Here is a 21,127-nt window from a genome sequence, read left to right on the forward strand (position 1 = left end):
AATATATACCTTAGCAATGCTGTGTACTTTAGTGCATTTGGAACGAGTTCACTTATTCCATTCCCATTTCGGCGCCTTCCAGGTTGAGGTTCAGCTTGTCGCTGGTAACCTCATCATCGTCGTCCGATTCCCGCATTTCGATCTCTTCTTCGTTGCCGGAAAGGATTTTGACGTCCATGCCCAAGCTTTGAAGCTCTTTGATCAAAACCTTGAAGGATTCCGGTACGCCCGGCTCTGGTACATTTTCACCTTTAACAATGGATTCATAAGTTTTTACACGGCCTACGACATCATCGGATTTAACGGTAAGGATTTCTTGCAGGGTATAAGCTGCGCCATAAGCTTCAAGCGCCCAAACTTCCATTTCCCCGAAACGTTGCCCACCGAACTGCGCTTTACCACCGAGCGGCTGCTGGGTAACAAGCGAGTATGGCCCTGTGGAACGGGCATGGATTTTATCATCAACCATGTGTGCAAGCTTGATCATGTACATGACACCCACGGTAACTTCACGCTCAAACGGCTCACCGGAACGGCCATCATACAGGATGGTCTTTCCGTTACGCTGCATGCCTGCTTCTTCCATGGAATCAAACACGTCATACTCACGCGCTCCGTCGAAAACCGGAGTAGCTGTGTGAATACCCAGATACTTGGCGGCCATGCCCAAGTGAACTTCAAGCACTTGACCGATATTCATCCGGGAAGGAACGCCGAGCGGGTTAAGCACAACTTGAACCGGTGTTCCATCGGGAAGGAACGGCATATCTTCTTCAGGAAGAATGCGGGCTACGACCCCTTTGTTACCATGGCGTCCGGCCATTTTATCGCCTTCAGAGATTTTCCGTTTTTGCGCGATATACACTCGAACAAGCTGATTCACACCCGGAGGAAGCTCATCGCCATTTTCGCGGGTAAATACTTTGACATCCACGACAATTCCGTCGGTACCATGAGGAACACGGAGTGAAGTGTCACGCACTTCACGTGCTTTTTCACCGAAAATGGCATGGAGCAAACGCTCTTCCGCTGTCAGTTCAGTAACACCCTTAGGCGTAACTTTACCAACCAGGATATCTCCAGCTCCAATCTCTGCACCCACACGGATAATTCCACGCTCATCCAGATTCTTCAACGCATCTTCCCCAACGTTCGGGATGTCTCTTGTGATTTCCTCAGGTCCCAGCTTGGTGTCGCGGGCTTCGGACTCATATTCTTCAATGTGAATGGAAGTATATACATCTTCCTTCACCAGCTTCTCGCTAAGCAGAATCGCATCCTCATAGTTGTAACCTTCCCAAGTCATGAAGGCTACGACAACGTTGCGTCCAAGAGCCAATTCGCCCATTTCTGTGGACGGGCCGTCCGCCATGATATCGCCTGCTTTAATCAATTCGCCTTTTTTGACAATCGGACGTTGATTGATGCACGTACCTTGGTTGGACCGCATAAACTTATGCAGCTTGTGTTTAACGAGATTTCCGTTCACCAGCTTGCCGTCTACCATCTCTTGTCGGCGCAGCCAAATTTCATTGGCCGATGCTTTTTCGATAATTCCGTCAAATTTGGAAACAATACATACACCGGAGTCCTTGGCGGACTTGTGTTCCATTCCCGTACCGACCAAAGGCGCTTTCGGAATCAAGAGCGGAACAGCTTGACGCTGCATGTTCGAACCCATCAAAGCACGGTTGGAGTCATCATTTTCCAGGAACGGGATCAATGCTGTTGCTACCGAAACTACTTGTTTCGGAGAAACGTCCATGTAATCCACACGCTCGATTGGCAATGTGAGGTTATCATCCTTGAAACGAACGATAACGGTCTCCTCGGCGAATTTACCTTCCGGAGTCAGCTCCGCATTTGCTTGCGCGATGACATAGTTATCCTCTTCGTCGGCTGTTAAGTAGCTGATTTGCTCCGTAACGATACCGGTCTTAGGATCTACCCAACGGTAAGGCGCTTCGATGAAACCATATTCATTAATTCTGGCAAAAGTGGATAGAGAGTTGATCAAACCAATATTCGGACCCTCTGGTGTTTCAATCGGGCACATCCGGCCATAGTGTGAGTGATGCACGTCACGGACTTCAAAACCTGCGCGTTCCCGCGTCAAACCGCCGGGTCCGAGTGCAGACAACCGCCTTTTATGAGTCAATTCCGCCAAGGGATTCGTTTGATCCATAAACTGCGAGAGCTGAGAGCTGCCAAAGAACTCTTTAATCGAAGCGATCACCGGACGTATGTTGATCAATGCTTGCGGCGTGATGACGTTGGCATCTTGAATCGACATACGCTCCCGAACAACACGCTCCATACGGGATAATCCGATACGGAATTGGTTCTGGAGAAGCTCACCCACGGAACGCAATCTGCGGTTTCCAAGGTGATCAATATCATCCGTGTTTCCAATGCCATGAAGAAGATTTATAAAATAATTAATCGAAGAAATAATATCGGCAGGTGTAATATTCTTAACGGTTTTATCAATAATACCATTAGAGATTACTTTAACGACCTTGCCGTCTTCAATAGGCGAGTATACTTCGATGCATTGAACAGGAATATGCTGGACATCCGTAACGCCATTAGGAATGTTATATTCTTTGAAACCTGCGCCTTTTTCCAGGAAAGGCAAAATCTCATCCAATGCGCGGCGATCCAAAAGCTGTCCAGCTTCGGCGATGATCTCCCCTGTTTCACGGTCGATCAACGTTTCAGCAAGCCTCTGATTGAACAAACGGTTCTTAATATGAAGCTTCTTATTAATTTTGTAGCGTCCCACGTTTGCTAGATCATAGCGTTTTGGATCAAAAAAGCGTGCAACCAGCAAGCTTCTAGCATTATCAAGTGTAGGAGGCTCGCCCGGACGCAAACGTTCATAGATTTCGATCAACGCTTTGTCCGTGGAATCTGTGTTGTCTTTATCCAGCGTATTGCGAATATATTCATTGTCGCCAAGCAGCTCTATGATTTCTGCATCCGTTCCAAAGCCCAAAGCTCTAAGGAGCACGGTGACCGGAATCTTCCGAGTCCGATCGATACGCACATAGATGATATCCTTGGCATCTGTTTCTAATTCAAGCCACGCTCCGCGGTTCGGAATAACCGTAGCCGTATAAGTTTTTTTACCGTTTTTATCCACTTTCGTGCTATAATAAACGCTGGGAGAACGAACGAGTTGGGAGACAATTACACGCTCCGCGCCGTTGATGATAAACGTACCGGTTTCCGTCATAACAGGGAAATCCCCCATGAACACTTCTTGTTCCTTGACTTCCCCGGTCTCCTTGTTAATTAAACGGACCTTCACTCTAAGCGGTGCCGCATAAGTCACGTCTCGCTCTTTGGATTCATCGACAGAATATTTGGGCTCACCCAAGCTATAGTCGATAAATTCCAAAATCAGATTCCCCGTAAAATCCTGGATCGGAGAAATATCCTGAAACATTTCACGCAATCCTTCATCCAGAAACCATTCATATGATTTTTGCTGGATTTCAATCAGATTGGGAATGCCCAGCACCTCATTAATTCGTGCATAAGTCCTGCGTTTACGCCGTCCAAATTGAACAAGTTGTCCCGCCAACTTTCATTCACCCCTCAAGTCTAATCAATAGTAAAAATAAAGAAGAAAACCTTCTACCGACACACTCAGGACCGCCTCCGTTAATTGGAGCCCGTCCGAACAAAGCGACTGTATAGGATGGAGGTTTTTCTCTGCTTTTCCACAAGGTATTTCCATATATTTCTTTTCATCATGTTAGAGTTGCCTAAAATTTCCGCATTATACGCAGTTTTTGAAATTTTATTCATCCCTTTCCGAAAAAAAGACTTGACATTTTTGCTGGTAAAGACATGTGTCCCAGCTTAATACTGACATTTTTTAATGATACCATATCGCAAATGTCAAGTCAAACATTTTTCCTCAATGTCCATTGGACTGCTTGTTTGCTTAAGATCTGGTAGCTTTAAAAATCCTGTAGCCTTTATCTTTTGACACTTCAACCACATCGCCGTAAATAGATTCCAGTTTCGTATATGCGGATGGAGCCCCTTGTTTCTTTTGAATAACGACCCACAGGGAACCGCCGTTGACGAGAAACTCATAGGCATCTGTAAAAATGCGATGGACGGTTTCTTTGCCAGCCCGAATGGGTGGGTTCGTAAGAATCACATCGTACTTGTCGCCTTGCACCTTATCGAATAGGTCGCTTTGAATAATGGTGACATTGTCGATGCCATTACTTTCGGCATTCTCTATAGCTAGCTCCACCGCTCGTTCATTAATATCTATCATGGTCACATGACCCTCTGGACAAAGGTAAGCCGCTGCTAGTCCGATAGGTCCATAACCGCACCCAACGTCAAGAACTCGAGCATCCTGCGCTAATTCCATTGTCTCAATCAGGTGCTTACTTCCGTAATCCACACCTTTTCTCGAGAACACACCGCTATCGGTTACAAATGTAAACTTATGACCCCTGAGCAATTCTTCCGTGCTATGGAGGTCATGCTGTGCAGTTGGGCGTTTCGTGTAATAGTGCTCCGACACGTTTCGCTGCTCCCTTCACAAAGATAAACGGCGCCGTCATAAGTGACGAGCGTGTTTGTCAAAGTTGATGCGAAGCAAGGATAAGTTTAGAATAACTTATACTTTCTCATCAACTGATAAAAACCTCTTGAAGATAAGCTTCAAGAGGTTGGCTTGACATTAAAATTACTTTACTTCGACAGTTGCGCCTGCTTCAGTAAGTTTAGCTTGAACAGCGTCAGCTTCTTCTTTAGCCACTTTTTCTTTGATTGCTTTCGGAGCGCTGTCAACCAGATCTTTCGCTTCTTTCAGGCCAAGACCTGTGATTTCGCGAACGACTTTAATCACGTTGATTTTGGATGCGCCTGCGCTAGTCAGGATAACATCAAATTCGGATTGCTCTTCTACTTCAGCAACTGCTGCGCCGCCGCCTGATGCTACCGGAGCTGCTGCAGTAACGCCGAACTCCTCTTCAATTGCTTTAACCAGATCGTTCAATTCCAGGATTGTCATGCCTTTAATAGCTTCTAAGATTTGTTCGTTACTCATGGGTAAACCTCCATTATTATCATAGGATTTTTTTGTTTTGAAATTTTAAGCTTGTTTTTCAGCCACTGCTTTAACAGCAAGTGCAAAGTTGCGAACTGGAGCTTGTAAAACGCTAAGCAGCATGGACAGAAGCCCTTCTTTGGAAGGCAGTTCCGCCAAAGCTTTGATTTGATCGTTACCGACAACGCGGCCTTCAACCACACCAGCTTTAACGCTCATTTTGTCATTCTTTTTAGCGAATTCCGTTAAGATCTTGGCAGGAGCCACAATATCACCAGTGCTGAATGCAATCGCAGTCGGGCCCACTAAGAATGGATCCAACTCAGTTAACTCTGCTTTTGCAGTAGCTCTTCTAGTCAATGAGTTCTTGAGGACTGCGAACTCTACACCAGCTTCACGCAATGATTTGCGCAGCTGAGTCACTTGAGACACATTCAATCCGCGGTAATCCGTAACGATTGTGCATTTGCTGTTTTTCAGCTTTTCTGTCACTTCGGATACAGCCAGTTCCTTCTCTGCAATAATTTTCGCGTTTGCCATAGATACACCTCACTTCTTATGCATTTGTTTCTTACACTTGTGCAAACAGTAGGCCGTGTTAGCATTTCTTATGAAATAAGAAATGCCTTCGTAGAATGTACGAAGGCATGATTCGCTGACTCTTTTCCTTGTTACCAAAGAAATGGATCGTTTTATCATAACACCTCGGTAGGAAATTAAGCTCAAGAAGAGCACCTACTGTCTACGGTTTGCGTATTCATTTTTGAACCTTAGACAGAATATCATGAATGACTGTAGAAGTCAATCGGACGATACCTTATCTGAAGGAAGTCAAGTTCACTCGAACGCTAGGTCCCATTGTCGAAGAGATAGCAACATTCTTCAGGTAAACACCTTTAGCTGCTGCAGGCTTCGCTCTGACAAGGGAATCAATCAAGGCACGGAAGTTTTCTTGAAGCTTCTCGGCATCGAACGACACTTTACCCAGTGGAGCATGAATTTGACCGGCTTTGTCAAGACGGTATTCGATTTTACCCGCTTTGATCTCCTGAACGGCTTTGGTCACGTCGAAGGTTACTGTTCCGGCTTTCGGGTTTGGCATTAAACCTTTACCCCCGAGAATACGTCCCAGTTTACCCACTTCGCTCATCATGTCCGGAGTAGCTACACAAACATCGAATTCGAACCAGCCTTGTTGAATTTTGTTGATCATATCCTGATCGCCTACAAAATCAGCACCTGCTGCTTCTGCTTCTTTGGCCTTGTCACCTTTAGCAAAAACGAGTACTCTTTTGGTTTTACCAGTACCGTGCGGCAGTACAACAACGCCACGAACAGCCTGGTCTTGTTTTCTTGGGTCAACACCCAGACGAACTGCAACATCTACAGTTTCATCAAATTTGGCCGGAGCTGTTTTTTTCACAAGCTCAATGGCTTCTGACGGATCATACAGGGCTTCAGCATCAACTAGCTTGGAAGCCTCTTGGAATTTCTTCCCGTGTTTCGGCATTTTCTTTTCCTCCTAAGTGGTATTAGCGGATAATCCTCCCACCGAGCAACTGAGAGTTTTCAGAGAAAACTTTCTTCATAAGCAATTGCTTAATGAGCTGCATTCCTTGCGGAATTAATCTTCGATGACGATTCCCATGCTGCGAGCAGTACCTTCAACCATGCGCATTGCAGCCTCTACGGATGCAGCGTTCAGGTCGGGCATCTTTTGCTCAGCGATTTCACGAACTTTAGCACGCTTTACAGTTGCAACTTTCTTCTTGTTAGGCTCTCCGGAACCTTTTTCGATACCGGCAACAACGCGAAGCAATACTGCGGCCGGAGGCGTTTTGGTGATGAATGTAAAGGAACGATCCTCGAATACGGAGATTTCAACCGGAATGATAAGTCCCGCTTGGTCTGCTGTACGAGCATTGAACTCTTTACAGAAAGCCATGATGTTCACACCTGCTTGACCCAAAGCCGGACCGATTGGCGGTGCTGGATTTGCTTTTGCAGCTGGAACTTGAAGCTTAACTACTTTAATTACCTTCTTTGCCATGTTTGACACCTCCTTGCCATAGTGTGGTTAAGCGGGCATTGAACCCTCCCACTAGCGAAGGTCTATCCCGATGAATAGACCTGGCAGTGACTCTTATATCTTCTCAACCTGAGTAAAATCAAGCTCAAGCGGAGTCTCTCTACCAAACATGTTCACATGAACCTTCAGCTTGCTCTTGTCGGCAATAATATCTTCCACAGTTCCAACGAAATTGGCAAAAGGCCCGACCTTCACGCGCACGGTTTCTCTGAGTTCGAAGTCGATCTTCGGCTTCGGCTCTTCCATACCCATGTGCTTCAGAATGGCTTCTACTTCATCAGGAAGGAGTGCAGTCGGCTTGGATCCTGAACCTGTTGAACCTACGAAACCGGTAACACCAGGCGTGTTGCGAACGACATACCAGGAATCATCGGTCTGCACCATTTCAACCAGAACATAACCGGGATAAACTTTACGCATGACGATTTTTTTCTTGCCGTCCTTGTTTACCAGTTCTTCTTCCATGGGCACGAGCACACGAAAGATCTTGTCCTGCATTTCCATGGATTCAACGCGCTTCTCCAGGTTGGCTTTCACTTTGTTCTCATACCCTGAATAGGTATGTACGACGTACCATCTTTTTTCCATTTCCATTTTTTAATTCACCTATAGTCCTGTTTATTTAAAAACAAGGCGCAGCAGTTCACTGATCCCAAGATCCAGCAAAAAGAAATAGACAGTAACAAAAGCTACCGTACCAATAACGACAAGCGTGTAGGTAATCATTTCTTTACGGCTCGGCCATTTTACCTTTTTGAGTTCAGCCCAACTGTCGGTGAAGAACGAAAACGAGGAACCAAAGCTCTGTCTCATTTTAGCTAAAAAAGCCACTAACTACACCTCCAAAGAACTACCTGGTTTCGCGATGAGCCGTATGTTCGTTGCAAAATCTGCAATATTTTTTCAACTCAAGACGGTCTGGATTGTTACGCTTATTTTTAGTGGATGCATAGTTTCTTTGTTTACAACTAGTGCACGCTAAGGTAATAATAACCCGCATGATGTACACCTCCTACAGACACTTTCTAAAGTTCAGCCCCTTTTTTGCGCATCAAAAATAAAGCGACATTTTAGGGCTACCCGATATACTTTATCACAAGTGAATATTGAGTGTCAAGGAAGAAGTAACGTCTACAGTATCGGCCACGCACGGCGCTATTAAACATGTAATATATAAAAAAAACACCCCTGCTAGAGCAGCCGGGTGCTGTCTTACAAATCTCTTACTTCCAAATAACGCTCGAGCTTTCGCTTCACTCGCTGTAACGCATTATCAATAGATTTCACGTGGCGATCCAGATCCACAGCAATTTCCTGATAAGATCTGCCGTCCAGATACAGCATCAGCACCCGCCGTTCCAAATCACTAAGAATTTCTCCCATCTTGTCTTCAAGACCGCTAAACTCTTCCTGATTGATGATGAGCTCTTCAGGATCCGTAACACGGGAACCGCAAATGACATCGAGCAAGGTGCGATCTGAATCTTCGTCATATATAGGCTTGTCCAAAGAAACATAGGAATTCAAAGGAATATGCTTCTGCCGAGTCGCAGTCTTGATCGCCGTAATAATCTGTCTCGTAATGCACAGTTCAGCAAATGCCTTGAATGAAGCCAGCTTGTCGCCACGAAAGTCACGAATAGACTTATATAAACCTATCATGCCTTCCTGCACGATGTCTTCCCTGTCAGCCCCTATTAAAAAATAGGACCGTGCCTTTGCACGAACAAAGTTCTTATACTTGTTGATCAGGTATTCCAATGCTTCACTACTGCCAACACGGACTGCTTCGACTATATCCTCGTCTGTCTTGAGGTCATAGTCTTGCGTTCTCAGTTCTTTGAGGTCGACACTCACCAACAATCCCTCCGGCCTGCAGCATTACCCAGATTCACTTAAAAGATAGGATAAGTATACATGATAGAATCGGAAACCGTCAACGGGGAACCGCGCCATTTCTAGCATTTGGGCGTTTTATTTGCCTCTTCTCCACTTTTCGAACAGATCTTTAACGTCCTTTTTGAGATTATTGTCGAAGGTATTGCGGTTGGAAGGTATTTCCTCGCGAAGCTTCACCTGCAGCTCTTTTTGGCTTTGCTGCAGCTTCACCAATAACTCCCCTGCAGGCAGGCGCAGCGCACCTTTCCCGAAAATGACATGCTGCTCGATCATATCAGAAGTAGCTACATAAATCTGTTTGCGCCTGCCCATCAACCGCGTAACCAATTTCTCGATCAGCTCGTCCGCCGTTTCTTTTTCTTTGGTGTACAGGACCCGTAATCGGCTTTGTAAATATTTTTTTCCCAGACCCGGAACTTTGTATGCATCGAACACCAGATATACCTTCATCCCGGAAAAGGATTGATATTCCGCCAGCATGTGGATCAGTTTATCTCGCGCAGCTTCAAGATCGGTATCCTTGAGCTTTTGCAGCTCCGGCCAGGCTCCAATAATGTTGTAGCCGTCGACAATCAAAAACTCTTCCATGCCCTAGCTCTGGCTTCGCTGTCTTACAACTTCATACATCAAGACACCTGCCGCTACGGAAGCATTCAGCGAATTAATATGCCCGGCCATGGGAAGCTTGACTAAAAAGTCACATTTTTCCTTGATTAATCGCCCAACGCCTTTCCCCTCATTGCCTATGATGAGCGCGATCGGAAGAGTGAAGCTCGCTTTATAAACATCCTGAGCTGCAGATACATCCGTTCCTGCTATCCATATCCCGGCTTCTTTCAAAGTGTCGATGGTTTGGGCTATGTTGGTTACTCGGGCAACAGGTACATATTCCACCGCTCCCGCCGAGATTTTGGACACAGTTGCCGTCAGGCCTACCGACCTGCGCTTGGGAATAATGACCCCATGTACACCCGTGCAATCTGCAGTTCGAAGTATCGAACCCAGATTATGGGGATCTTCTATTTCATCCAATATTAATAGGAAAGGCTCTTCATTTCGCTCTTTGGCTTTGGCGATGATGTCCTCAACCTCGACATATTCATAGGCCGCTACTTGGGCAACTACGCCTTGATGCTGGATACCTTCGGTCATTTGGTCGAGCTTGCGCTTGTCAGTAAACTGCACGATGACGCCATTATTTTTGGCTTCGGCAACGATGGGTCCGGCAAATTGCTTTTGTACGCTTTCCGCGATCCAAATTTTGTTGATCGTTCTCCCGGAGCGAAGCGCTTCAAGTACGGAGTGCTTGCCGCCGATATACTCCTCATCCATTGCGATTTCCCTCCTTGGAGTTTGGCATTGAGGTAACTGCAATATCCATCAGTTCCTTTAATCTTTCATAGGCCTGCGTATAGTACAAATAGCCGATCAAGCATTCAAAGGCTGTGCTGTACCGGTATTCGAGCACTTTCGCGTTTTTGGCGGTTGTGCCCGATTTGGCATTCCTGCCCCTCTTGACGATGCTCTTCTCTTCTTCCGTCAAAATGGGCATCAGTCCTTCCAGCAGCCTGGATTGAGCCTTGGCCGATACGTATTTGGTCGCTGTTTGATGCAAATGATTGGGGCGGTGATTCAGATGTGAGATGACGTACTGGCGAATATATACTTCAAACACCGCATCTCCGATATAAGCCAGCACCAGCGGATTTAACAGATGGGGAGGTTTGGCTGGCGGAAAATGGAACAAATTGGCGTCCATGAACGATTCACTCATTTGCGGCGCCATCTGATACCTTGGGGAGTGTCTTCCAGGTAAATGCCTTTATTGGTTAAAAGATCACGAATCTCATCCGCGCGAGTCCAATTCCGATCCTTGCGCGCATTAGTCCGCTCTACGATAAGCTGCTCAATATCCTCATCCAAAAGCTCACCGGCTTCTTGGCGTAGTATTCCCAAAACATAGTCAAAAGCATGAAATTGATCGATCAGCAGCTGCAAACCAGAACGGCTGACTCGTGCCTGCTGCAAATATAAATTAGCCTCTGCTACAAGATCAAAAACCGCCGTGATAGCATCCGGGGTATTAAAATCGTCATCCATCTTATCCTTAAATTGAGCGGAGATTTCTTGAACGCGGGCGGCGAGCTCATCCGGAGCAGCGCCTTCTTGGGCAATGCCGAAGCGATGCTTGAGATTATCATAAGAATTCTGAATACGCTCAAGCCCATTGCCGGCTTGCACCAAGCTTTCATCGCTGAAGTTCAGCGGATTACGGTAATGCGCAGAAAGCATGAAGAAGCGAAACGACTCCGGTCGAACGTTCTTAACCAAGTTGCGTATTAAAATCCCATTGCCAAGTGATTTCGACATTTTCTCATTGTCAATATTGAGGAAGGCATTATGCAGCCAGTAATTGGCCATGGTCTTTCCGGTCAGCGCTTCAGTTTGGGCAATTTCACATTCATGGTGCGGGAAAGTCAAATCCTGGCCTCCGCCATGGATATCGATCGTATCCCCCAGATACTTGCGCACCATAGCCGAGCACTCGATGTGCCAGCCCGGACGTCCGAGTCCCCATGGGCTTTCCCATGAAATCTCACCTGGCTTCGCACCCTTCCAGAGGACAAAATCCTGCGGATTTTCCTTACGCTCATCCACATTGATTCGTATGCCATATTGAAGCTCATTGAGGTTCTGATGGGACAGCTTGCCATAATCCTCAAATTTGCCTGTACGATAATAGACGTCTCCGCCATTCGCATAGGCAAAGCCTTCTTGCTCCAGCCCTTCAATGAACTTAATGATTTCATCTATGTTTTCGGTTACCCTTGGATTCAGGTTGGCCTCACGGACGCGAAGTGAAGCAATATCCTCCTTGAAAGCCTGGATAAACGTTTCCGCAACATCGAGTACTGTGATGCCCAGCTCTTCAGCTTTTCGGATCATTTTATCATCAACATCTGTATAATTGACTATATAGTTGACTTCATAGCCCTGCGTTTCCAAATAGCGGCGAACCACATCAAAGAAAATAACGGGTCTGCCATTTCCGATATGAATATAATTATAGACGGTCGGTCCGCACACATACATTCTTACTTTGCCCGGCTCAATGGAAACGAATTCCTCTTTTTGCCTGTTTAAGGTGTTATACACTCTGAGTGTCATGTTCTCTGCGTCCCCCGTTCTTCTGTTTTTCTTCTTGAAGCTCAGCTTTTAATTCATCAATTTGCCTCTGCAGGTGACGGCAGAGGTCCAACACCGGATCGGGGACATTGCCATGGTCCAATCGGTTGATCCGCACACCATCACGCTTGACAATTCTTCCCTTCGAGCCCACTACGGTTGAGTTGGCAGGTACTTCTTCAAGAACAACAGCATTGGCACCTATGCGGGAATTGTCTCCTACCCGGAAGGAACCGAGTATCTTGGCTCCTGATGAAATCACGACATTATTACCGATCGTTGGGTGCCTCTTTCCTTTTTCCTTGCCGGTACCGCCAAGCGTTACCCCTTGGTAAAGGATAACGTCATCGCCAATTTCACACGTCTCCCCGATAACCACTCCCATGCCATGGTCGATAAATAATCGATTGCCCAGTTTTGCCCCGGGATGAATCTCAATTCCCGTGATAAAGCGGCTTGTTTGCGATAAGATTCGGGCAATCGTGAAAAGCTCATGCTTATAAAACCAGTGGGCAATGCGATGCCACCAGATTGCATGAATTCCGGAATATGTAAATACAACTTCGAACAAGCTGCGCGCAGCGGGATCGTTTTCGAAAACGGCTCTTATATCAGACTTGATTGATTTCCACATGCACTCACCTTCTTTCGGACGCTGAACGCATCCTTATAATGTTAAAAAGCCCCTGCAGCCAAAAGGCTGCAGAGGCGTTTCAACGCGGTTCCACTCTGCTTGGTGACTATGAAGTCTCCCAACTCGAACCCCTTAACGCGGGCCATTCGGCTGAACCTACCCCGCTCTGCAAGCGGATCGGAACAGCAGCTCACAGGTGCATTTCCGGTTAAGGGGAATGGATAACTTTCACCCAAAGCTGGATAGCTTCGGTTATCCTCGCTGGGAATCCCGGCTTAATCGTACTCTCCTGATCAACGCTCTTCTCATTCGTTAAGTATAACGAATCTAAACCAGGTTTACAATAATTTCTCCAGTCGAGCTGCAATTTTTTCTTTGCCGAGCAAATAAAGCGATACATTCAAATCCGGTCCGTGCACTTGACCTGTCAAGGCAGCACGAATGGACATGAACAACTGCTTGCCTTTAAAGCCCGTTTCTTTTTGAACATTTTTCAGCAGCTCGGGCATGCCTTGGACGGTTAACTCGTCCGATTGATGAACCTGCTCCAAAAAAGCCCTCAGTACAATCGGCACATGCTCTTCGGACAGGATCGCCCGGGCTTCTTCGTCCACAATGAGTTCTTCCTTGAAGAACAGCGCCGATAATTCAACGATTTCTGCAGCAAAGCGCATTCTTTCCTGATTGATGCCAACTAAAGCAGTCACCCATTCCATCGTTGAGGCATCCGGATCAGCCGAAATGTACCCCGCCTTTTGCAGATGGGGCAGCGAAAGCTCCACGACACGTTCGAGCGCTGTTTTTTTCAGATACAGATTGTTCATCCAATTGAGCTTATCCATGTCAAAAACAGCTGGGCTCTTGGATACACGATCCAGGTCAAATTGTTCAATCAGCTCTTCCAGGGTAAAAATCTCTTCTTCACCTTGTGGAGACCAGCCGAGCAAAGCAATGAAATTAACGACGGCCTCGGGAAGATAACCGAGTTCATTGTATTGCTGAATAAACTGCAGGATGGATTCATCGCGTTTGCTCATCTTTTTACGGTCCTGATTAAGAATCAACGCCAAGTGCGCGAATTCCGGAACAGGCAGCCTGAGCGCCTCATACATTATGATTTGTCGGGGAGTATTGGATAAATGCTCCTCGCCGCGAAGGACGAGGTTAATTTTCATTAAATGATCATCGACAATAACAGCAAAATTATACGTCGGAATGCCATCGGGACGAACCATAATAAAGTCGCCAATCCCATTTGAATCGAATTCTACGTGTCCCCGCACCTTGTCTTCAAAAGCAATGATCCTGTCGGCCGGAACTAGAAAGCGAATGGACGGCTTACGACCCTCAGCTTCAAAAGCCGCTGCCTGCTCCTTGGTCAAATGACGGCACTTGCCTGAATAACCGGTCATTTCACCCTGGGCTTCCTGCTCGCTGCGTTCCTGCTCCAAATCCAGCTCAGAGCAAAAGCAGCGGTAGGCGCTGCCTTGATCCAGCATTTGGTCTACGTATTGCTGATACAGGTGCAACCGTTCCATTTGCCGATAAGGCCCATAGGGACCGCCGACATCTACGCTCTCATCCCAATCAAGCCCCAACCACTTCAAACCATCCAACTGATTGCCGATCCCCGATTCTTGGTGCCGGGTTTGATCTGTATCTTCAAAGCGGATGATAAAAGCTCCACCGCTTGCGCGCGCCAATAAATAATCGAACAGCGCTGTACGCGCGCCGCCGATATGAAGATGCCCTGTCGGGCTAGGTGCATAACGCACTCTTAATGAATTAGTCGTCATTGATAAGGACCTCTCTTTTTCAGGCAATCATAGCATATCTTGAAATAAACAAACAACCGCTTGCGCCGCTATGCCTTCTCCTCTTCCGGTGAATCCAAGCCACTCCGTTGTAGTCGCTTTGACATTGATTTGCTCGGGACCCACCTCAAGAGCTGCTGCAATAATCTCAACCATCGCGGGTATATAGGCAGCCATTTTCGGCTTTTGCGCGATGATCGTGGAATCGGCATTGCCCAAACGGTAGCCTCTTTCTTTGGCCAGCTGCCAAACCTGCTTCAACAAAACCAGGCTGTCTGCATCTTTGAACTCTGCGGAGGTGTCGGGAAAATGCTTGCCGATATCACCGAGTCCCATGGCACCCAAAATGGCATCTGTGATTGCATGAAGCAGCACATCCGCATCGGAATGGCCCAGCAATCCCTTTTCATAGGGGATGTCTACCCCTCCAATGATACATTTGCGCCCCTCAACAAGTTGATGTACGTCAAAGCCTTGCCCGACTCTGATCATCATGACCGCCCTCCTCTTATGTTCTGAAGGATCCATTCTGCCAATGGCAAATCCTCTGGAGTCGTGATTTTGATATTATAGTAATCCCCCTCGACTACATGCACGGGTTTACCCATCCGTTCCACCAGCATGGCATCGTCCGTACCGAGAAATCCCTCTTTCTCTGCTTGAACATGCGCTTCCTGAAGAAGAGAAACACGAAAAGCTTGCGGCGTTTGGATTGCCCACAAGCTTTTCCGATCCGGGGTTAATTGAATCTCTCCCTCTGCATCTACTATCTTAATTGTATCCTTCACAGGCACGGCAAGTACTGCTGCTTCCTGCTCCATTGCTTTGTGCCAGCAGGAAACCACCTGTTCCGGTGCTACAAAAGGTCTTACTCCATCATGAACCAGAACCCATTCGGTACCCGGGGAAAGCGCATCAAGACCTAGTTTAACCGAGTTCTGACGTTCCTTGCCGCCTATAAGTATCCGTATAACTTTAGCAAGCTTATAATCTCTCACGAATTGACGGCAGCGATCCAAATCCGATTCTCCCACCACGAGCACGATATGGTCGACCTCTTGTATGTTTTGAAATAATTGCAAAGTATGTACAAGTATCGACCTGCCGCCTAGCTGTAAATATTGCTTGCTCATGGCTGTACGCATGCGCGAGCCTTTACCTGCTGCAACGATCACAACACCCATTTTGCCCAACTTGTCTTGCTTAACCATCTTGTCCCCACCTGTTATCTGCTGACTAGCCACACTCCTTTTCCTATCATACTGGTTTTACTGCGCTTTTTCCAATAGTTTCGGTTTCGCGAAGATCATTCGGCCGGCTGACGTTTGCAGTACACTTGTGACCATGACCTCCAAATTAGACCCGATAAAATCACGCCCGCCCTCGACGACAATCATCGTACCGTCATCCAGATAGGCGACTCCTTGTCCATGCTCCTTGCCGTCTTTGATCACCTGTACGAGAATTTCCTCACCCGGAAGGACGACAGGCTTGACTGCATTCGCCAAATCATTAATATTCAAAACTGAGACGCCTTGAAGCTCGCAAACTTTATTTAAATTAAAATCATTCGTAATTACCTTCCCCTGCAGCACCTTGGCGAGCCGGACCAGCTTGCTGTCCACCTCGGAAATTTCCTCAAAGTCGCCTTCGTAGATCAGTACCTTAACCTCAAGCTCCTTTTGGATTTTATTCAAAATGTCCAGGCCCCGCCTGCCGCGGTTACGTTTCAACAAGTCGGAGGAATCGGCAATATGCTGCAGTTCTTCAAGCACGAATTCAGGGATCACCAGGGTACCTTCAATGAATCCCGTCTTGCAAATATCGGCTATCCGGCCGTCGATAATCACGCTGGTGTCCAAAATTTTGTGTTCCTCATAAGGACGATGAGTCTGTTTTTCATGGTTCTGCGCCCGGTTTCTGAAAACCTGGGCAAGCTCTTCTTTCTTCTCATAACCGATCCGAAAGCCCATGATACCGAGAACCGTAGAAACAATGATAGGAAGCCAGGAGCCGATCCAGATCACTTTTTCCAAGACGGGAAATAAAAGGACAGAAATCAGCAACCCTATGACCAAACCCGATGTCCCTGACAGCAAGTCAGATACCGGTAAACTAACGACCCTTTGTTCTCCTTTGAGCAGCAGCTTCATTCCAAGGCCCGCCGCCCATCCCGCAGCTAAGCACATGATAAAAGCAATTGCTCCCATCATCCATAATGCATAGCCATTCCATCCACTCCACTCAAAACCTAAAACTCCTCCGATGATCGCAAAAATGATTTGAAGCCATTTCCTCATCATAGAATCACCTCCCAATAAACAATGTTATGCCCTTTTACAATTATGTTCCAATTTATCGCGCGCTAATCATACAAATTGAAAAATTAGAAGCCTTCCTATATAATAAAAATAAAGTTGATAACACACCCGAGGTGGATGGAATGAACTCCCTGACTTTGAAGCAGTTTCAGGATCAAGTATCTGAATTATTACTCCGTCACCGTAGTTTGCTTGATGTTTTATCGAAGTTTCAACAATCCAATGCTGCGGTTAACCGTTCCGTTATCAAATCCATAACCGAGTGCGGCTGTATTGAAGTCAATGCCGCCAAGCAAGCCTATTATCCGGATATGACGATGGAAGAAGCGCGGGTAACACTTGGAACACACGTAGAGGGCCATTTGTGTGAAAACTGCATGGAAGCTGTAAGTTCGGAGCTTGGTACGAATCTGTTCTATATGTCCGCACTCGGCAACATTCTGGATGTCAATCTGGAAAAGGTTGTGGAGAACGAATCTAAAAAATGTTCAACTCTTGGCTTTTTCAACATGTCCTGAATGAGAAAAGTACCACAACGGCAAAAAAAGCATTTATTTCTTCTGAACCCTTCAGAGAAAATAAATGCTTTTTATTTTCGAACCTATTTTGTATCAGAAACTACAAGTGAGTTTCGGACTTGGCTGCCTTATCCGAGTTCTTGCGCATACGTCTGCGAAGGCGGACGAACAAACCATCAACGTTTTTTTTTAGGCCATAGAGCGCATAGAGCAGTAATGGCACGAAAATCATTTTCGAAATGGATTCCGGCCACTGGATGGCAATAAGTACGGCAATGGCCACAATAATAGGTGTGATCCAGATTGCAGCTTTCGGAATACCTGCTTTTTTGAAATTCGGATATTTAACTGTACTTACCATTAAGTACGATAAGAGAACCGTACTGATTAAAAGGACATAGGCATTGATTTCTGCGTGGAACAAAGCCAAGGTACAGAGGACACCGCCTGCAGCAGGAATCGGCAATCCGATGAAATAACCGGGAACTCCGGCGATTACGTTGAAACGAGCTAAACGGAGAGCTCCGCATATAGGAAAAATGGCGGTCACAATCCAAGCAAATGCCGGGCTAATGAGGGCAGGGTCATTAAAAGCTACCACGTACATAATGAAGGCAGGCGCCACACCGAATGAAATTACATCTGAGAGCGAGTCGAGTTCTTTGCCGAATTCGCTTTGCGCGTTCAATGCTCTTGCCACACGGCCGTCAAGACCGTCAAGCAGCATAGCGACAATGACTAGCACTGCAGCGCGTTCGGGCTGATTATTGAAAACGAGAATGATTGAAAGTATTCCTAAAAACAGATTCCCTATCGTAAAAAGACTGGGGAGTGATTTAGTTATCATAAGTTTTTTATCCACCTCTGGTTTACTATGCCCCAATCAGTACGGAGCGCATTCGAAGCAGTGATACTTTCTGATTGTATGCAATTTAGATATGCCTGTCAATGAACATTTGTTCTTGGATCCGCTTTAAGCCTTCTTTGATCGCTCTGGCTCTAACTTCACCGATCCCGTCCACCTCATCCAATTCCTCGATGGATGCCATCATGATATGAGACAGAAACCCGAATTGCTCGACCAAATTAGCGATAATAATCGAAGGCAATCTTGGAATTTTATTAAGGACCCTAAAGCCTCTTGGAGATACGGTCTCTTCGATGACAGCATTCGTATGGGTATACCCAAGCAACCGAACCATATGCTGCGGATCCAGAAGTTCATCGGATGAAAGCCGCTTGAGTCCAAGCAATGCCTCCTTGACTTTATCCTCCGTTAATTCACGCACGTAATCCCGCATCAGCTGCCGCGCTTCCAGTTCTGTATTGCCAACCAATTCTTCAAGCTGCATACTGATCAATCGGCCTTCATTACCGAGCTCTATAATATATTTATTAATCTCGGTTTTGATGCGAAGCACCATCTCGATGCGTGACATCACGTTCGTCACATCATGCAGCGTAACAAATTCCTCAAACTCGGAAGCGCCTAGATTCGTAAGTGATTGATCAAGCACAACCTTGTACCGTTCCAAAGTTTGAATAGCTTGATTGGCCTTGGTCAAAATGACGCCAATATCTTTCAGCGAATAACGCAGGGTGCCCTGATATAAAGTAATGACATTTCTACGTTGGGATATGGAAACAACCAATTTGGAAGTTTGTCTGGCGACCCGCTCTGCCGTACGATGGCGAATTCCGGTCTCTGTTGAAGGAATGGCGGAATCAGGAATGAGCTGGGTATTGGCAAAAAGAATTTTTTTGATATCCTCACTGAGGATAATCGCTCCATCCATTTTGGCCAGTTCATATAAATAATTGGGAGAAAAGTCGCAATTGATGGAAAATCCGCCATCAACGATTTCCATAACTTCGGGGCTGTATCCTACAACGATTAAACCGCCGGTTTTAGCCCGAAGCACATTTTCCAGACCATCGCGAAAGGCTGTGCCGGGAGCAACCATTTGCAGCAATTGGCTCATAACATCCTGTTTGTTATCTTCTTTAATCAGTTTATTATCGTCTTTGCTCATCTAGTGTTCCTCCTGAAACTTGCTGTTCAAGCTGCGCCTTTCCTTTGCATCCGGAGCATTAGCCGCCTAATGCAGCCTTCAAGGCTTCAGATACGGTGTTTACCCCAATAATCTCCATACCTGTAGGCGGGGTCCAGCCCTTTAAGCTTTTCTCCGGCATAATCACTCTGCGAAATCCTAACTTCTCAGCTTCCTTGACTCTTTGATCAATGCGCGATACTCCACGAACTTCTCCAGTCAGGCCGATTTCTCCAAATATCACATCATAGGGCTTGGTAGGTTGATCCCTGAAGCTGGAAGCGATGCTGATAGCAATTGCCAAATCCACAGCGGGTTCATCCAGTTTAACGCCGCCGGCCACATTGAGATAGGCGTCTTGATTTTGCAAAAACATGCCCATCCGCTTCTCCAGCACAGCAATTATCAAGGATAAGCGATTATGATCCACGCCAGTGGCCATCCTTCGCGGCGAAGGGAAATTCGTTGATGAAACCAGGGCCTGAATTTCCACAAGAATGGGACGAGTGCCTTCCATACTGGCGACCACCGTTGAGCCGGCAACGCCCAAAGGCCTCTCGGAAAGAAACAGCTCCGAGGGATTGCTGACTTCTACAAGCCCTGACTCTTGCATTTCAAAAATACCGATTTCATTGGTCGAGCCAAATCGATTCTTAACCGCCCTAAGCAGGCGATAGGAATGATGACGTTCCCCTTCGAAGTAAAGAACACAGTCCACCATGTGCTCCAGAAGTCTCGGACCCGCGATAGCCCCTTCTTTGGTTACATGCCCTACCAGAACGGTAGCAATTCCTTGACCTTTGGCTATCCTCATAAAATGCCCGGTACATTCACGAACCTGAGCCACTGTACCAGGCGCAGAGGTTACACCAGGGTGGTAGACGGTTTGAATGGAATCAATGACCATAAAATCGGGCTGTATCTCTTGAATCGCTTCTTCAATCATCTCAAGATTGGTTTCGCACAGTACATATAGCAAAGGAGAGAACGCATTCAATCGATCGGCACGCAGTTTTATTTGCTTGATCGACTCTTCCCCCGAAATATAAAGCACTTTTTGCTGCGACTCGGTTAGAGCATGCGAAGTCTGCAGCAGCAGTGTGGATTTCCCGATTCCGGGATCGCCCCCGACCAAAATCAGAGAGCCGGGAACAATCCCTCCGCCAAGCACCCGGTTAAGCTCTTTATTATTAGTTAGAACCCGTGGTTCGGGGCTACTTTCTATATGTATGATGGGAGTCGGTTTTTCTTTCGTCCTGGCGAAGGAAGAATTCATTCCTTGGGTCCGGACAACCGATTCCACTTCCTCAATCATGCTGTTCCAGGATTGGCAGCCTGGGCATTTGCCCATCCATTTCGCACTCTCATATCCGCATTCCTGACAGCTGAATTTCGTTTTTTGTTTACTCATCAACCTGCTTGCTCCTCTGCCATTTAAACATTGGGTTATTCAAAGTTTACCATTTTTGTTAGACCAACGATAGTCCTGCATACAAAAAAAGCATTTTACAGCCCCAGGTGGAAGCTGTAAA

23 protein-coding genes and 1 other annotated feature are annotated in these 21,127 nt (G+C 46.5%); of the genes, 1 reads left to right on the plus strand and 22 read right to left on the minus strand.

The window, feature by feature from the left end; genetic code table 11:
- Window positions 1-52: 52 nt before the first annotated feature.
- From rpoB to BLV33_RS16115, 19 genes are all read right to left on the minus strand, one after another.
- On the minus strand, window positions 53-3,589 hold the full coding sequence (gene rpoB / locus BLV33_RS16025; protein ID WP_090793774.1) for a DNA-directed RNA polymerase subunit beta: 3,537 nt from the start codon (window positions 3,587-3,589) through the stop codon (window positions 53-55).
- Window positions 3,590-3,955: 366 nt separating this feature from the next.
- Window positions 3,956-4,555 (minus strand): class I SAM-dependent methyltransferase, encoded by a 600-nt coding sequence (locus BLV33_RS16030; protein WP_090793778.1) that lies wholly within the window; start codon window positions 4,553-4,555, stop codon window positions 3,956-3,958.
- Between the two features lie 165 nt (window positions 4,556-4,720).
- Window positions 4,721-5,083, minus strand: coding sequence for a 50S ribosomal protein L7/L12 (gene rplL, locus BLV33_RS16035; RefSeq protein WP_090793781.1), 363 nt, complete (start codon window positions 5,081-5,083; stop codon window positions 4,721-4,723).
- 45 nt (window positions 5,084-5,128) lie between these two features.
- On the minus strand, window positions 5,129-5,623 hold the full coding sequence (rplJ, locus tag BLV33_RS16040; RefSeq protein WP_090793785.1) for a 50S ribosomal protein L10: 495 nt from the start codon (window positions 5,621-5,623) through the stop codon (window positions 5,129-5,131).
- A 68-nt stretch (window positions 5,624-5,691) separates the two neighbouring features.
- Window positions 5,692-5,849, minus strand: a sequence feature (ribosomal protein L10 leader region).
- Window positions 5,850-5,900: 51 nt separating this feature from the next.
- Complete coding sequence (gene rplA, locus BLV33_RS16045; protein ID WP_090793789.1) at window positions 5,901-6,593, minus strand: 50S ribosomal protein L1; 693 nt, start codon at window positions 6,591-6,593, stop codon at window positions 5,901-5,903.
- 114 nt (window positions 6,594-6,707) lie between these two features.
- The gene (rplK, locus tag BLV33_RS16050) at window positions 6,708-7,133 is read right to left on the minus strand and encodes a 50S ribosomal protein L11 (protein ID WP_090793792.1); all 426 of its coding nucleotides are present in this window, start codon (window positions 7,131-7,133) and stop codon (window positions 6,708-6,710) included.
- Between the two features lie 93 nt (window positions 7,134-7,226).
- Window positions 7,227-7,760: a transcription termination/antitermination protein NusG gene (gene nusG / locus BLV33_RS16055; protein ID WP_090798964.1), complete on the minus strand. Its 534-nt coding sequence runs from the start codon at window positions 7,758-7,760 to the stop codon at window positions 7,227-7,229.
- Between the two features lie 30 nt (window positions 7,761-7,790).
- Complete coding sequence (secE, locus tag BLV33_RS16060; RefSeq protein WP_090793797.1) at window positions 7,791-8,003, minus strand: preprotein translocase subunit SecE; 213 nt, start codon at window positions 8,001-8,003, stop codon at window positions 7,791-7,793.
- A 19-nt stretch (window positions 8,004-8,022) separates the two neighbouring features.
- Window positions 8,023-8,172 (minus strand): 50S ribosomal protein L33, encoded by a 150-nt coding sequence (gene rpmG, locus BLV33_RS16065; RefSeq protein WP_090793802.1) that lies wholly within the window; start codon window positions 8,170-8,172, stop codon window positions 8,023-8,025.
- A 212-nt stretch (window positions 8,173-8,384) separates the two neighbouring features.
- On the minus strand, window positions 8,385-9,029 hold the full coding sequence (gene sigH, locus BLV33_RS16070) for an RNA polymerase sporulation sigma factor SigH (protein ID WP_090793805.1): 645 nt from the start codon (window positions 9,027-9,029) through the stop codon (window positions 8,385-8,387).
- A gap of 117 nt (window positions 9,030-9,146) precedes the next feature.
- Window positions 9,147-9,659, minus strand: a complete 513-nt coding sequence (locus tag BLV33_RS16075; RefSeq protein ID WP_090793808.1) for an NYN domain-containing protein — start codon at window positions 9,657-9,659, stop codon at window positions 9,147-9,149.
- Window positions 9,660-9,662: 3 nt separating this feature from the next.
- A complete protein-coding gene (gene rlmB / locus BLV33_RS16080; protein ID WP_090793812.1) occupies window positions 9,663-10,403 on the minus strand; it encodes a 23S rRNA (guanosine(2251)-2'-O)-methyltransferase RlmB in 741 nt (246 codons plus the stop codon).
- A complete protein-coding gene (locus BLV33_RS16085; RefSeq protein ID WP_290439054.1) occupies window positions 10,396-10,845 on the minus strand; it encodes a Mini-ribonuclease 3 in 450 nt (149 codons plus the stop codon). The genes rlmB and BLV33_RS16085 overlap by 8 nt, the downstream gene beginning before the upstream one ends.
- Window positions 10,842-12,239, minus strand: a complete 1,398-nt coding sequence (gene cysS / locus BLV33_RS16090) for a cysteine--tRNA ligase (RefSeq protein WP_090793818.1) — start codon at window positions 12,237-12,239, stop codon at window positions 10,842-10,844. Before cysS ends, BLV33_RS16085 begins: the two co-directional genes overlap by 4 nt.
- Entirely contained in the window at window positions 12,220-12,891 is a 672-nt protein-coding gene (gene cysE / locus BLV33_RS16095) for a serine O-acetyltransferase (RefSeq protein ID WP_090793821.1), read from the minus strand. Before cysE ends, cysS begins: the two co-directional genes overlap by 20 nt.
- Window positions 12,892-13,229: 338 nt before the next feature.
- Complete coding sequence (gene gltX, locus BLV33_RS16100) at window positions 13,230-14,687, minus strand: glutamate--tRNA ligase (protein ID WP_090793827.1); 1,458 nt, start codon at window positions 14,685-14,687, stop codon at window positions 13,230-13,232.
- Between the two features lie 27 nt (window positions 14,688-14,714).
- The gene (gene ispF, locus BLV33_RS16105; protein WP_090798966.1) at window positions 14,715-15,197 is read right to left on the minus strand and encodes a 2-C-methyl-D-erythritol 2,4-cyclodiphosphate synthase; all 483 of its coding nucleotides are present in this window, start codon (window positions 15,195-15,197) and stop codon (window positions 14,715-14,717) included.
- Window positions 15,197-15,916 (minus strand): 2-C-methyl-D-erythritol 4-phosphate cytidylyltransferase, encoded by a 720-nt coding sequence (gene ispD, locus BLV33_RS16110; RefSeq protein WP_171909177.1) that lies wholly within the window; start codon window positions 15,914-15,916, stop codon window positions 15,197-15,199. The genes ispF and ispD overlap by 1 nt, the downstream gene beginning before the upstream one ends.
- A 57-nt stretch (window positions 15,917-15,973) precedes the next feature.
- Complete coding sequence (locus BLV33_RS16115) at window positions 15,974-17,008, minus strand: PIN/TRAM domain-containing protein (protein WP_090793830.1); 1,035 nt, start codon at window positions 17,006-17,008, stop codon at window positions 15,974-15,976.
- A gap of 140 nt (window positions 17,009-17,148) precedes the next feature.
- Between BLV33_RS16115 and BLV33_RS16120 the strand changes: the two genes are divergently transcribed.
- Window positions 17,149-17,544, plus strand: a complete 396-nt coding sequence (locus BLV33_RS16120) for a DUF1573 domain-containing protein (protein ID WP_090793834.1) — start codon at window positions 17,149-17,151, stop codon at window positions 17,542-17,544.
- 100 nt (window positions 17,545-17,644) lie between these two features.
- Here BLV33_RS16120 and pssA read toward each other — a convergent pair whose 3' ends face one another.
- The 3 genes from pssA to radA all read right to left on the minus strand — a co-directional run bounded on the left by pssA (window position 17,645) and on the right by radA (window position 21,006).
- The gene (pssA, locus tag BLV33_RS16125) at window positions 17,645-18,391 is read right to left on the minus strand and encodes a CDP-diacylglycerol--serine O-phosphatidyltransferase (protein WP_090793839.1); all 747 of its coding nucleotides are present in this window, start codon (window positions 18,389-18,391) and stop codon (window positions 17,645-17,647) included.
- A gap of 85 nt (window positions 18,392-18,476) precedes the next feature.
- Window positions 18,477-19,577, minus strand: coding sequence for a DNA integrity scanning diadenylate cyclase DisA (gene disA / locus BLV33_RS16130; protein WP_090793844.1), 1,101 nt, complete (start codon window positions 19,575-19,577; stop codon window positions 18,477-18,479).
- 58 nt (window positions 19,578-19,635) lie between these two features.
- Window positions 19,636-21,006 carry a DNA repair protein RadA gene (gene radA, locus BLV33_RS16135; RefSeq protein ID WP_090793848.1) on the minus strand — a complete coding sequence of 457 codons (1,371 nt, stop codon included), beginning with the start codon at window positions 21,004-21,006 and terminating at the stop codon, window positions 19,636-19,638.
- Window positions 21,007-21,127 lie beyond the last annotated feature (121 nt).

Origin of the sequence: Paenibacillus sp. GP183, assembly GCF_900104695.1 — a bacterium.
Lineage (GTDB): Bacteria > Bacillota > Bacilli > Paenibacillales > NBRC-103111 > Paenibacillus_AI.